The organism is Fictibacillus gelatini DSM 15865, assembly GCF_000430745.1.
GTDB classification, from domain to species: domain Bacteria; phylum Bacillota; class Bacilli; order Bacillales; family Fictibacillaceae; genus Fictibacillus_A; species Fictibacillus_A gelatini.
Genome location: NZ_AUMP01000007.1, coordinates 17,747 through 31,180 on the forward strand (window position 1 = coordinate 17,747; position 13,434 = coordinate 31,180).

Consider the following 13,434-nt stretch of genomic DNA (forward strand, 5'->3'; position numbering starts at 1 on the left):
GAGCCTGCAGACGGTAATAAAACCGTTTGTAGGCTGCTTTTTTTGTAATGAAATAATTGGGAAAATCTCTCTTTTTACGATAATATGGTACATAGAGAACCGCATTGCCGAAATGGGGGAGGACTAAAATGGAAGTATTGCAGATAGACATTAAGGAAGCTGGTTATGAAGAAGGGGAGGCGGTTTTGCGAAATGTCAATTTTAAGATGAACAGAGGGGAACTCGTCGGTCTAATCGGTGAAAATGGAGCGGGAAAAAGCACAACGATCAAGTCAATCCTTGGAATAATCCCACATTTGAATGGAAATGTTTCGATTTTAACGAACCAAAAGCGTTTTGGCTATATCCCGGAAAAACCGTTGTTTTATGATGAACTAACATTTTGGGAGCATATTGAATATTGTGCAGCGTCGTATGAACTGGCCGATTGGAAAAGCCGGGCAAATGAGTTAATCGCGCTTTTCCGGCTCGAAGAAAAAATACATCAGTTGCCTGTAAGCTTTTCGAAAGGAATGCAACAAAAAGTTATGCTCGTGCTCGGGTTCCTTTCTACGTCTGATTTATATATTGTTGATGAACCGTTTATCGGTCTTGATCCGCGGGCGCAAAAAGACTTTATTCAACTTTTAGTTAACGAGAAAAAACGTGGGGCGGGAATTTTAATGTGTACACACGTTCTTGATTCGGCAGAAAAATTATGTGACAGGTTTGTCCTTTTATCGAGTGGTCAATTGTTCGCCGATGGAACACTATCTGATATTCAGAGGGCATGCGGCATCCAAAATGGATCTTTGCTCGATTGTTTCGATGTATTATGGGAGAGAAGAGCGATATGACGGCGAAAGAATGGTATGACAAACGAAAACGCAAGGAAAAGCAATTTCAGAAAAAGGTATTCGGAATGGTGCTCGATTGGTCGGTTTATGCCTACTATGTCATCCCTGTAGGGTTAATTTTTGCATTCCTTTATGTTGGCTTTTGGACAAGTCCGCCGAAGTGGATCACTCACGTTTCCCCAATCATTGTCTTTGTCTTCTTTTATTCATTAACAATGTTCAATCATGTGCGGACATATATTGCTCCGGCTGACGAACTCTTTTTTCTCCAACGGGAGGAAATGTACAGTGAGTTTATTGCACTAGGAAAATGGCAAGCGGTAAGAAGATCGCTTGTTGGTTGCCTCATCTTGCTTTTTATTTTTCTTCCGTTGTTAGTGAAAGGTTTGTCCTATACCTATCAAGAAGTTTTAGCCCTGGCCCTTTATCTTTACCTCTGGAATGTTTATCAAATGCTTATTAGGCGGTGGGCGCTACTTCGAGGTTGGAAGTGGAAATATCGATTTCTCGTTTATCTTTTCTTTGGGCTGTTTATTGCGGGTTTATTTTTACAGACTACGGGGACGGTTTACTCTTTCATTTTCTATTTATATCCGGCGGTCGTCAGTTTTTTGTTAATGAAAAGAGAGCCTCATCCGAAACGCTATTTTTCTAGAGAATTGGAAATGGAACAGGAAGAAAAGTGGAAATGGGCCAACATGATTATGGTGCGTTCTGGAGCGATGGAAAAGCCGGTGAAAGTTAGAAAATACCCGCCGTTCAACCGGACGTCTAAACCGCTTTACCATAATCGTTATCCGGCCAATGTGCTCGTGGAAACATTTATTAAGTGGATGTACCGTAGCGGAGAAGATATTAAACTCTATCTTTACTTTTTGTATATTGCCTCTTTTGCAATCATTGTAACACCATATGCAATCAAATGGCTGATTTTTCCTGGAATCGTCGGATTGCTTTACATGCTTTCGAAGTCAATCTGGACTTCCTTTATGAATCATCGTTTTAACCGCCATTATCCTTTTCAAGAAAAAGTCGTATGGCAGGCGAAAAGAAAAGCACGGTTTTGGACGGTCGCTGTTCCAAGTATATGTTGTCTCGCCCTTATGAGTATATGTTATTTAATCAAGATGATTTTGTTGAATTAATAAAGAAAAAAAGGAGAACATAAACAATGAATCAATTGAAACTTTCTTTTTTTACTAAAAAGCACTGTCCGCTCTGCGATAAAGCGCATAAGATACTAGAGGAACTGCAACAAGAGATCCCGTTTCAGCTTGAAGAAATCGACATTTATACAGATGATGCGCTGATTGAACGATATGGGCTGATGATTCCTGTTATCGCAATGGATGATGAGGTTATTGAGTATGGGCAAATCAACAAAGAACAAGTAAGAAAGCGCTTGCTTATTTTGAGTAAGTAAAAATGATTGAACTTTCCAAAACGTTCTGATACAATAAGGACGTAAATTAAAAAAAGTCATTTCGGCTTTTTTTTGCAACAATCGGGACATAAAATGACTATGCGGGACAAATTAAGTCCATCGTTTTTTTTCGTTTCATTTAGATTGGGGTAAGTAAGATGAATAACTTATTGGGAATTCAAAAAAAACTAATACCGGATTTACTGGAACTTATGGAAAAGCGATATAAGATATTGCGGGTGATCCGTATTTCCCAGCCAATTGGGAGAAGGAGCCTTGCCGTCCAATTAAATATGACGGAAAGAGTGATGAGAAGCGAAGTCCAATTTTTAAAAGATCAAGGCCTGGTTTCAATTCTAGCTTCAGGAATGTCGCTAACTGATGATGGGGAGAATGTTCTTGATCAGTTAGAAGCGGTAATGAAAGATTTATCCGGTCTTAGTCGTTTAGAAGCCCAATTAAAAGAAGTGTTGAAGTTATCCGAGGTCATTGTCGTCCCCGGTGACAGCGATACCGATGAGTGGGTAAAAGCGGAATTAGGAAAAGCTTCCGTCCTTCGGTTAAAACAAGAATTAATTCACGATCATGTCATTGCCGTAGCGGGCGGTACAACAATGGCTGCCGTTGCAGAAATGATGACTCCAAGCATTCGAGAAAAACAAATCATATTTGTCCCTGCACGAGGCGGACTCGGTGAGAAAGTAGAGAATCAAGCAAACACGATCTGTTCCACCATGGCCAGAAAAGCGCACGGTGAATATCGATTAATGCATGTCCCGGATGATTTAAGTGAAGAATCCTACCTATCATTAATCGAGGAGCCCGGCATTAAAGAAGTATTGGCCCTTATTCATTCCGCAAGTATAGTCATCCACGGAATTGGCGATGCTGAAACAATGGCGAAACGGCGCAATTCGTCGCAAAAAGTGTTAGATAAATTAGAGCGAGAAGGAGCCGTTGCCGAGGCTTTCGGGTACTACTTTAACAAGCAAGGCGAAGTGGTACACCGGGTTCGAACGATCGGGCTACAGCTGAATGAATTAGAAAACAGTCCGCTTTTAATGGCGGTTGCCGGAGGCGCTTCGAAAGCCGAAGCGATTGCCGCCTTTATGAAACATGGCCCGAAACAGGTGTTAATCACCGATGAGGGAGCAGCACGAAAACTGCTTCGCCAGGCGGGAGAAGCTTAAAATTGTAAAAAAGTGTGTATCCTGCTTATTGTACATTTGTTTACATTTATCTATTTTTTTATTATAAAAGGAGGTCCATTTAACATGGCAACAAAAATTGGAATTAACGGATTTGGTCGTATTGGACGAAATGTGTTTCGCGCAGCATTAAATAACCCGAACGTAGAAGTTGTCGCGGTAAATGACTTAACAGATGCAAACACATTAGCCTTTCTTTTAAAACATGACACGGTTCATGGCAAACTTAATGCAGAAGTTGAAGTAAAAGAAAATACATTGATCGTTGATGGCAGAGAGGTGAAAGTATTAGCGGAGCGTGATCCGGCACAGCTTGGCTGGGGAGACCTTGGTGTGGAAGTTGTTGTGGAATCTACTGGACGTTTCACAAAACGTGCTGACGCGGCGAAACATTTAGAAGCAGGAGCGAAAAAAGTAATCATCTCGGCTCCGGCAACTGACGAAGACATTACAGTTGTTATGGGTGTGAACGAAGACAAATACGACGCAGCGAATCATCACGTTATTTCGAATGCATCTTGTACAACGAACTGTCTTGCACCATTTGCAAAAGTTATTCATGAAAAATTCGGCCTTGTTCGTGGTATGATGACAACTGTTCACTCCTATACGAACGACCAACAAATTCTAGATTTGCCTCATAAAGACATGCGTCGTGCACGCGCTGCAGCAGAAAACATCATTCCGACGACAACCGGTGCTGCAAAAGCGGTATCTTTAGTTCTTCCTGAATTGAAAGGAAAACTAAACGGCATGGCAATGCGTGTGCCGACACCGAACGTTTCATTAGTAGACCTTGTCGCAGAATTAGAAAAAGAAGTAACGGTGGAAGAACTCAACGCCGCATTGCGTGAAGCCGCTGAAGGTCCGTTAAAAGGCATCCTCGGTTACAGCGAAGAGCCGCTTGTATCTACTGATTACAACGGATGCACCAACTCTTCAACCATCGATGCTCTTTCAACGATGGTAATGGAAGGGAACATGGTGAAAGTGATTTCCTGGTACGATAATGAAACAGGATATTCAAATCGTGTCGTAGACCTTATTGACTTTATAGCTAAAAAAGGACTTTAATAGAGAGAGACGAATAAAAGGGGGATAAGAGAATAAAGAAGACTCTTACCCTCTTTCTCATGTAAACTAATATTCGTCTTATTATTACATGTTGTCAGGAGGTTTTATTACGTATGAACAAACAAACCGTTCGTGACATCGACGTTAAAGGGAAGGTTGTGTTTTGCCGCGTCGACTTTAACGTGCCGATGGACAATGGGGAAATTACAGACGACACGCGCATTCGTGCCGCTCTTCCGACGATTCAATATTTAGCCGAACAAGGGGCTAAAGTGGTGCTCGCCAGCCATCTTGGCAGGCCGAAAGGAAAAGTGGTTGAAAGTTTGCGTTTGGACGAAGTTGCGAACCGGTTAAGCGAACTTCTTGGCAAGAAAGTCGTCAAAACAAACGAGGCTTACGGAGAAGAAGTGGAAACAGCGATTTCGGCTTTAAAAGAAGGAGACGTTTTATTGCTTGAAAATGTCCGTTTCTATCCTGGAGAGGAAAAGAACGATCCGGTACTTGCGAAAAACTTTGCGGCGCTTGCCGATGTGTATGTCAATGACGCATTCGGTGCGGCTCACCGCGCTCACGCTTCGACGGAAGGAATCGCTCATCACTTGCCTGCAGTAGCTGGATTCCTGATGGAAAAAGAGCTTGAAGTTTTAGGTAAAGCGTTATCAGACCCGGAACGTCCTTTTACTGCAATTATTGGCGGCGCAAAAGTGAAAGATAAAATCGACGTCATTAACAATTTGCTTGAAAAAGTAGACAACCTAATTTTAGGCGGTGGTCTCGCTTATACGTTTATTAAAGCGCAAGGTGATGATGTCGGTAAATCGCTGCTGGAAGAAGATAAAATCGAAACTGCGAAAGCCTTCATGGAAAAAGCGAAAGAAAAAGGTGTCAATCTACTCATTCCGCAAGACGTTGTTGTAGCAGATGAATTTTCAAATGACGCTAATACGAAAGTGGTCGATACGAGCGCTATTCCTTCAGATTGGCAAGGCCTTGATATCGGGCCGAAAACGATCGATTCGTATACAAATGTCATCCGGAATTCGAAACTTGTTATTTGGAATGGTCCGATGGGCGTGTTTGAAATGGAATCGTTCGCAAACGGAACACGTTCAGTGGCGGAGGCTCTGGCTGATAGCGCAAATGCGTACAGCGTCATCGGCGGCGGGGATTCTGCAGCAGCTGTTGAAAAGTTTGGTCTTGCCGATCAAATGGATCACATTTCGACCGGCGGCGGGGCATCTTTAGAATTTATGGAAGGGAAAGCTTTGCCAGGAGTCGTTGCATTAAACGACAAGTAATTCCTTCTTTATTAAATAAGAAAAAAGCAGCAAGGAAGGTGGAGAATCGTGCGAAAACCGATCATCGCGGGAAACTGGAAAATGCATAAGACCATTTCCGAAGCGAAAAGTTTTTTGGAAGAAGTAAAAGGTCTGGTACCATCGAATGAAGTTGTCGATACGGTCATTTGTGCACCTGCCCTTTTCTTAGATACATTAGTGGATGGAATAGGTGAAAAGCCGATATACATCGGCGCGCAAAACATGCACTTTGAAGACAGCGGTGCTTTTACGGGGGAAATTAGTCCTTATGCGCTGAAAGATCTTGGCGTTACCTATGTCATTTTAGGACATTCTGAACGCCGCGAATACTTTAACGAAACCGATGAACTCGTCAATAAGAAAACGCATGCCGCGATTAAACACGGTTTAATCCCAATCGTTTGTGTCGGAGAAACCCTTGCAGAGCGTGAAGCCGGACAAACGAAAGAGATCGTGAAAAGGCAAACGGAAAAAGCGCTTGAAGGATTATCAGTAGATCAGGCGAAATCTATAGTGATCGCGTATGAACCGGTCTGGGCAATCGGCACAGGGAAAACCGCTTCTTCAGAAGATGCCAATGAAGTATGCCGTTACATACGTGGAGTGATTGGCGAGAAGTTTTCTCAAGAGGTGGCTGAACAAGTCCGCGTTCAATATGGAGGCAGCGTGAAGCCGAGCAACATTAAGGAATTGATGAGCATGTCGGATATCGACGGTGCGCTTGTTGGCGGTGCAAGTCTAGAGCCTGAATCGTTCCTTCAATTATTGGAGGGCGTTAATAATGGCAAATAAGCCTGTAGCATTAATTATTCTTGACGGATTTGCCTGCCGTCCCGAACGAAAAGGGAATGCTGTCGCACAGGCGAACAAGCCGAACTTTGACCGGTATTGGGAAAAGTATCCGCACAATCATTTAACGGCTTGCGGAGAGGCGGTAGGACTCCCGGAAGGACAAATGGGGAACTCGGAAGTTGGTCATTTAAACATTGGGGCGGGGCGCATCGTTTACCAGAGCTTGACCCGCGTGAACCTGGCCATTCGTGAAGGGGAGTTTTTTGAAAACCCGACCTTCATCGAAGCGATGGACCATGTGAAAAAGAACGGAACGAACCTCCACATTTTTGGCTTGCTCTCGAACGGCGGGATCCATAGCCATATCGATCATATTCTCGCATTGCTCGAACTGGCTAAAAGACAAAACGTAGAAAACGTTTTTGTCCATGGATTTCTGGATGGCCGGGATGTGCCGCCAAAATCGGCAAAACAGTTCATCGAACAAACGCTGGATAAAATGAAAGAACTCGAAGTTGGAAAGATTGCGACTTTATCCGGACGCTATTATTCTATGGACCGCGATAAGCGCTGGGAGCGTGTCGAGAAATCGTATAGGGCGATGGTGTATGGTGAAGGACCTTCGTATACAGATCCGCTTGAAGTAGTAGAAGACTCGTATAAAAACGAAATCTATGATGAGTTCATCATCCCATCGGTTATTACAAACGAGGACGGGACTCCGGTTGCAACGATTCAGGATAACGACGCGATCATTTTTTGCAATTTCCGTCCGGATCGTGCCATCCAAATCTCTCAAGTGTTTACGAACGAAGACTTTAGAGGATTTGATCGCGGGGACAAGTTTCCAAAAGGCATCCACTTCGTTTGCTTGACACATTTTAGTGAAACCGTCAAAGGAAATGTTGCCTTTAAGTCGATCAATTTAGACAACACGCTGGGCGAAGTTCTTTCCCAACAGGGCTTTAAGCAGCTGCGGATTGCCGAGACGGAAAAATATCCGCACGTAACATTTTTCTTCAGCGGCGGACGTGAAGCGGAATTTCCGGGTGAAGAACGGATTTTGATCGACTCGCCGAAAGTGGCGACGTACGACTTGAAGCCCGAAATGAGCGCTTATGAAGTAACGGATGCGCTTTTAAAAGAAATCGAAGCGGACAAGCATGACGCGATCATCTTGAACTTCGCCAATCCTGACATGGTTGGCCATTCCGGCATGCTTGAACCAACCATTAAAGCGGTTGAAGCGGTCGATGAATGCTTAGGAAAAGTTGTGGATGCCATTATCGCAAAAGGTGGATGTGCAATTATAACGGCTGACCATGGAAATGCAGATGAGGTTGTGACTTTGGAAGGAAAACCAATGACCGCCCATACGACGAATCCGGTTCCGGTTATCGTCACAAAGGAAGGAATTGAGCTTCGTGATGGCGGGATACTGGCTGACCTTGCGCCGACCTTCTTAACATTAATCGGAGGCAAGCAGCCTGCAGAAATGACAGGGAAAACATTAATTAAAGAATAAAAGACTTTCTTTTGCACAGTGGGCCCCTGTGCGAAAGAGTTCGTTTAAACTATTTTTAAAAATAAGGAGAGATGAAAGTATGTCACTTATCGTTGATATTTATGCTCGCGAAGTTTTAGACTCCCGCGGAAACCCGACAGTAGAAGTAGAAGTATTTACCGAGTCCGGCGCAATGGGGCGCGCGATCGTTCCAAGCGGTGCGTCTACTGGTGAATACGAAGCCGTTGAATTGCGTGATGGAGATAAAGAACGCTACAACGGAAAAGGCGTTTTAAAAGCGGTAGACAACGTCAATGAAATTATTGCACCAGAATTGGTTGGCTTTGATGCACTAGACCAGGTCGGCATCGACAAAACGTTAATCGAGCTTGATGGAACAGAAAACAAAGGGAAATTAGGCGCGAACGCCATTCTTGGCGTCTCAATGGCCGTCGCCCGCGCAGCCGCAGAACATCTCGGCTTGCCGCTATACGCTTATCTTGGCGGATTTAACGCGAAACAATTGCCGACACCAATGATGAACATTTTAAACGGCGGTGCGCATGCAGATAACAATGTGGACATTCAAGAATTTATGGTAATGCCGGTCGGCGCTCCAACGTTCTCTGAGGCGCTTCGCATGGGAGCGGAAATCTTCCATAGCTTAAAAGCGGTGTTAAAAGAAAAAGGTTACAACACAGCGGTTGGAGATGAAGGCGGATTTGCGCCAAACTTATCTTCAAACGAAGAAGCGCTTCAAACCATCATCGAAGCAATTGAAAAAGCGGGTTACAAACCTGGCGAAGAAGTGAAACTTGCAATGGATGTGGCTTCCTCCGAGCTTTACAATAAGGAAGACGGTAAGTACCACCTCGAAGGTGAAGGTGTTGTGAAAACTTCTGAAGAAATGGTTGCTTTCTACGAAGACCTCGTATCAAAATATCCGATCATTTCGATTGAAGATGGCCTCGATGAAAACGATTGGGAAGGACATAAGCTCCTTACAGAACGTCTGGGCGACAAAGTTCAGCTTGTCGGAGATGACCTGTTCGTAACGAATACGAAGAAGCTTCGTGAAGGAATCGAAAAAGGAGTAGGAAACTCCATTCTTATTAAAGTGAACCAGATCGGAACATTAACGGAAACGTTCGATGCGATCGAAATGGCGAAACGCGCTGGTTACACCGCAGTCATTTCCCACCGTTCTGGTGAAAGTGAAGACAGCACGATTGCAGATATCGCTGTTGCGACAAACGCCGGCCAAATTAAGACAGGTGCGCCATCCCGTACAGACCGTGTGGCGAAATACAACCAATTGCTTCGCATTGAAGATGAACTTGGCGTCATCGCAAGCTATGCAGGAGCTAATGCATTTTATAATTTGAGCAAATAACGACTAGAAAAAGAAGCCGTGATTAAAGTACATTCACGGCTTCTTTTTTCGTTAAAGCGCTTCTTTTTTCTTCGTACGCATCCATTTCATGACCGGCGGATTGTCAATTTTCATATCCACTTTGACTTTCCAATCATCCGGTTCCGTTCCATCGGTCTCTGTGTCATGCACCTTATCGATCATCCATTTCTTACGATCGGGTTCGTATTTAAGAGAGTATTGGCGAATCGACTTATACGACACATCTTTATAAGATTTTTGCCCACTGTATTTAATCTTGTTGTTATAGGAAACAAAAGCCTGAATATCAGCCTTCCACTGATTATCAAAATAATTAATCGATAATTCATCTATATTGACGACTGCCCCTAAATATTGTGCCTGCATTTCATTGATATATTTTTTGATGACATCAAAGTCTTCTTTCTCAAGCATCGAAGCTTGTTTTAAGGCTTCCGTCACATTCGTAAACTTATTCGTATCAAAACCTGAAGTTTCAACGACAGGTAAGTCACTGTTAAATTTATCAAGAGCCTTCGTAATGTCCTTTTGGATCTTTTTATCATTCCTCGCAAGTTTACTGTCATCCACAAGAAGACTTACGTTTGTGCTGCCCCATACTTCCTTTTTTTCTTTTTTCATAAACGTGCCAAGTTGATTCGTAATCGTCGTCACGAACTGATACGTACCGGGAAGGACTGGACCGTATAGCGCGTCTTTATTTTTTTCTAATGGTTTATTTAATGATTGGATCGAAAGGTTAATTTGATCATCTTCATTTTGCCCGGTTACTTTAATTTTTACAGTTTTTACTTTCAGCTTATAACTCGTAAAAAAGCCCCATTTTTTTTCATCTTTCACTAAACTGATTTGCTGGTTGGATGTTGTGAAATCTTTATCTTTAATTTGTTTGTTTAAACCTTCTTTAATCGCTTGCATGCTGTCGTTGTTCGCTTTTAAAAAAGAGATAAGCGCATTCAACGAAGCATCGTTGACAGCTGCTTTTTTATTATCGGAAATAATGAGACCGTGAAGCAGATTCGGCTTTTTCTGTTCAACAGCCTGTTCGAATGTAGCGACGGTTTTTTCCGGTTTATTCATTTGCTGCAAGATGACAATCCCAATGACAAGAACAACGGCTACAACAATGCTGGAGATGAGCCATTTGTTTTTCATTATTTTTAATACACCTCACCTGCAGCAAACACATTTGAAATTTCTTCAGCACTGTTTTCGTCCGAATTATCAACGGTCCATTTTCCGTCCTTTTGAATCATAAGAACTTTAAGATCATAATGTCCTTCCTTAGGATCTAGTTTGTTAAGGATCGTATCGAATTTTGAAAGGGCATACTTCTCGGATTTTTTCGGATCGTAATCATCGGTATTCTTCCAGTATTCTTTTTTATAATCAAATACTTTTCCCCGTAAATCGCTCAATGGAATGGCAGAGTAATTTAAAACAACAACCGCTTTTCCCTTGGCATTTGCACTTACTTTCGCCTCGATTTTCGCTTTTTGTGCTAAAAACGATTGATAACTTGAATAAAGCTTATCCAATTTTGAATCGGAAATGTTGTTTTCAGTAAATATTCCGTCCATCTTCTCTTTAAAATTCTTCTTAGCTTTATCTTGCAAAGCAGCCTTATCGGCGGTTACATATTTTTCGTAATCACTGTTATCTTTTCCAAGATAAATCGTATCAATATAAGCGGTTAATGCTTTTGCCGGATCGTTTAGTGCATCGAAACTTTCCGCATATTTTTTTGTATCCAATTTCAGCTTAATTTCTTCGCTTTTTTGATTTTGATCATGGTCCATCGAGTTTGGATGAAGGCCGATTTCATACGTTTTATCTTTTTCTACGTCGAAAACATACGTCATCGTTTTCACCTTGCCGGCGCCGATATCACCCGAGTTATCAATTTCCAGGTCGACTTCTGAACTATAGACATTTCGTTTAGGATTGAATTGCTTGTCACCGTCATAAAGCTTAATATCTTCGGAGCCTAAAAATGTAACATCTGAATCTGATACATTTTTCACTTTCAGAGTGACAGCTAACAATCCATGCTTCTTATTTTCGGATACACCGTCATCTTCACCGGTTAGTATGTAGGATGCGTTATCAATAGATGCCTCTACTAATTCGCTTTTAGCTGTGCCGGATGCTGCTTTTTCTCCGGATTTGCCACAGGCGGCAAGAGACGCGATAACGACACAAAGCAATGAGATCATGCCTAATTTCTTTAACATCATGTTTCCTCCCTATTTTTTTGAAATCTCCTTTTTCACCGTTAAAAGTTAAGTAGTTCAGCATTCTAGAATATTCATCTGCGCAGATCTTTCTACTAGAACTTGCACTTTTATTAATAGCATCAATACCCCGTTTAAAAAAGTACTATCTTTTTCTAGTACCCATTAATATTTGGAATATAAGTAAAATAAATCCTTATGTTTGTTGAATAGCTAATGTTTGTTAAACTTATACATTTAACTAGTCTAAAATCATCTATATGAGTGAAATCAAAAACTTTCATCATTGAAAAATAGTATAAAAGAACCATCAAGGAAGTTTGTTTTGCATTTTATTGGTAAAAAAGAAATGGGTCTTTAATGCCGTTTTTCAGAAATATGGAAAAAATGATTGACTTCGGAAACTATTGTTTTTTACAGTAAAGAAGAACTTTAACGGGCAACTTATCTGTCAGTTTGGAAGTTACTCGTTAGAAAATTTTTTAGAGGAGTGATTAGTAATGGCAGGAACCATTCGTATGACCCCGGAAGAGTTAAAAGCGAAAGCGACACGCTATGGACAAAGTGCACAGCAAATCGAGCAGATTTTAAAAGATCTAACCAATTTGCAAAACGAATTAAGAGGAGAATGGGAAGGTCGCGCATTTGAAAGATTCGATGATCAATTTAACGAATTGAAGCCGAAAGTGCAAAACTTTGCCCAGCTTATGCATGACATTAATACACAATTGAATAAAACGGCTGAAGCAGTGGCTCAACACGATGAGCAGTTATCGCAAAACTTTGGGCTTCGATAATCAATCAGCCGCTTGCTTAAACACCAGGCCACACAACAACATTGTTGTGTGGCTTTTCTAAATCGAGATACCTAACATTACGTGAAACACCGGAAGAATGAGGTGATAGAGGTGGAAAAGGCAGACCTTATTCGGAGAAAAGCTGAAATGCAAACGCAGTTAGCCGAAAAGAGGCAACAAATAATGGCTTTAGAGAGAAAAATAGATCGGCTTCAAAAGGCTAAAGGTCAACTAACGATTGTCATCAACGATTCTCAGCGACATAAAAAAGAGATGACATCCATACAGATTGATCCTTCCTTTTGGCAAGGAAATACAAAAAATGATTACCAGAATCATTCTATTCATGAAGTGGGTTCTTCTGCCGGTAAATATGTTACGGATCTTCATCAAGTGGAAGAACGAATCAATGAAGAAATACAAAGACTTTCAAGCCAACTGGATCAATGTGAAAGCGACAGCTATTTACTTCAATCAACGATTACAAATCTTGATGATACGATGAAGTCGATGAAAGAGGGATAATAATCGATGGGGAAAATTTCGTTAAACAAAACAGTGTTTGATTCAACGCTCAATCATGCCCATTCAGCAAATGCCGAATTAAAAGAAATGAAGTCGATAAATGTGTCTTTAAGCAAAACCGATTTAAAAAGCGTAAAAGAACAACTTAAGGTTTTAAAAGATTTCGAGAATACGTTATCGTTATATAGCGAGCTTCTAACGATGGATTTGAAAAAGTTGCAAAATATAGGTGACGACATGGTTCGGAAGGATGAAGCAATTGGGAACCACCTTAAAATGCACGGTGTGTAGAAAGGAGTTGACAATAA

At 41.8% G+C, this 13,434-nt stretch carries 14 protein-coding genes; 12 read left to right on the forward strand and 2 right to left on the reverse strand.

The genetic code is table 11. The features are described 5' to 3' along the window. Nucleotides 1-128 precede the first annotated feature (128 nt). From H538_RS0110355 to eno, 9 genes are all read left to right on the forward strand, one after another. Entirely contained in the window at nt 129-836 is a 708-nt protein-coding gene (locus tag H538_RS0110355) for an ABC transporter ATP-binding protein (RefSeq protein ID WP_026677536.1), read from the forward strand. After that, nucleotides 833-1,981 (forward strand): ABC transporter permease, encoded by a 1,149-nt coding sequence (locus H538_RS0110360; RefSeq protein ID WP_026677537.1) that lies wholly within the window; start codon nt 833-835, stop codon nt 1,979-1,981. Before H538_RS0110355 ends, H538_RS0110360 begins: the two co-directional genes overlap by 4 nt. 26 nt (nt 1,982-2,007) lie before the next feature. Beyond that, nucleotides 2,008-2,259, forward strand: coding sequence for a glutaredoxin family protein (locus H538_RS0110365; RefSeq protein WP_322786398.1), 252 nt, complete (start codon nt 2,008-2,010; stop codon nt 2,257-2,259). Nucleotides 2,260-2,417: 158 nt separating this feature from the next. Next, entirely contained in the window at nt 2,418-3,449 is a 1,032-nt protein-coding gene (locus H538_RS0110370; RefSeq protein WP_026677539.1) for a sugar-binding transcriptional regulator, read from the forward strand. Between the two features lie 84 nt (nt 3,450-3,533). Beyond that, entirely contained in the window at nt 3,534-4,541 is a 1,008-nt protein-coding gene (gene gap, locus H538_RS0110375; protein WP_026677540.1) for a type I glyceraldehyde-3-phosphate dehydrogenase, read from the forward strand. Between the two features lie 113 nt (nt 4,542-4,654). After that, the gene (locus tag H538_RS0110380) at nt 4,655-5,839 is read left to right on the forward strand and encodes a phosphoglycerate kinase (protein ID WP_026677541.1); all 1,185 of its coding nucleotides are present in this window, start codon (nt 4,655-4,657) and stop codon (nt 5,837-5,839) included. Between the two features lie 48 nt (nt 5,840-5,887). Beyond that, nucleotides 5,888-6,652 carry a triose-phosphate isomerase gene (tpiA, locus tag H538_RS0110385; protein WP_026677542.1) on the forward strand — a complete coding sequence of 255 codons (765 nt, stop codon included), beginning with the start codon at nt 5,888-5,890 and terminating at the stop codon, nt 6,650-6,652. After that, nucleotides 6,642-8,177: a 2,3-bisphosphoglycerate-independent phosphoglycerate mutase gene (gene gpmI, locus H538_RS0110390; RefSeq protein WP_026677543.1), complete on the forward strand. Its 1,536-nt coding sequence runs from the start codon at nt 6,642-6,644 to the stop codon at nt 8,175-8,177. Before tpiA ends, gpmI begins: the two co-directional genes overlap by 11 nt. Before the next feature lie 79 nt (nt 8,178-8,256). Next, on the forward strand, nt 8,257-9,549 hold the full coding sequence (gene eno / locus H538_RS0110395; RefSeq protein ID WP_026677544.1) for a phosphopyruvate hydratase: 1,293 nt from the start codon (nt 8,257-8,259) through the stop codon (nt 9,547-9,549). 51 nt (nt 9,550-9,600) lie between these two features. On the opposite strand, the gene H538_RS26695 is transcribed toward eno, so the two are convergent. Together H538_RS26695 and H538_RS0110405 are read right to left on the reverse strand one after the other, a co-directional pair. Beyond that, nucleotides 9,601-10,725, reverse strand: a complete 1,125-nt coding sequence (locus H538_RS26695; RefSeq protein WP_245595224.1) for a TcaA second domain-containing protein — start codon at nt 10,723-10,725, stop codon at nt 9,601-9,603. A gap of 5 nt (nt 10,726-10,730) precedes the next feature. After that, entirely contained in the window at nt 10,731-11,804 is a 1,074-nt protein-coding gene (locus tag H538_RS0110405; protein ID WP_035350551.1) for a DUF5105 domain-containing protein, read from the reverse strand. Between the two features lie 500 nt (nt 11,805-12,304). On the opposite strand from H538_RS0110405, the gene H538_RS0110410 reads away from it, so the two are divergent. From H538_RS0110410 to H538_RS0110420, 3 genes are all read left to right on the forward strand, one after another. Continuing rightward, nucleotides 12,305-12,601 (forward strand): WXG100 family type VII secretion target, encoded by a 297-nt coding sequence (locus H538_RS0110410; protein WP_026677547.1) that lies wholly within the window; start codon nt 12,305-12,307, stop codon nt 12,599-12,601. Between the two features lie 111 nt (nt 12,602-12,712). Next, the gene (locus H538_RS0110415; protein WP_026677548.1) at nt 12,713-13,126 is read left to right on the forward strand and encodes a YwqH-like family protein; all 414 of its coding nucleotides are present in this window, start codon (nt 12,713-12,715) and stop codon (nt 13,124-13,126) included. A 6-nt stretch (nt 13,127-13,132) separates the two neighbouring features. Continuing rightward, nucleotides 13,133-13,417: a hypothetical protein gene (locus tag H538_RS0110420; RefSeq protein ID WP_026677549.1), complete on the forward strand. Its 285-nt coding sequence runs from the start codon at nt 13,133-13,135 to the stop codon at nt 13,415-13,417. Nucleotides 13,418-13,434: the final 17 nt, after the last annotated feature.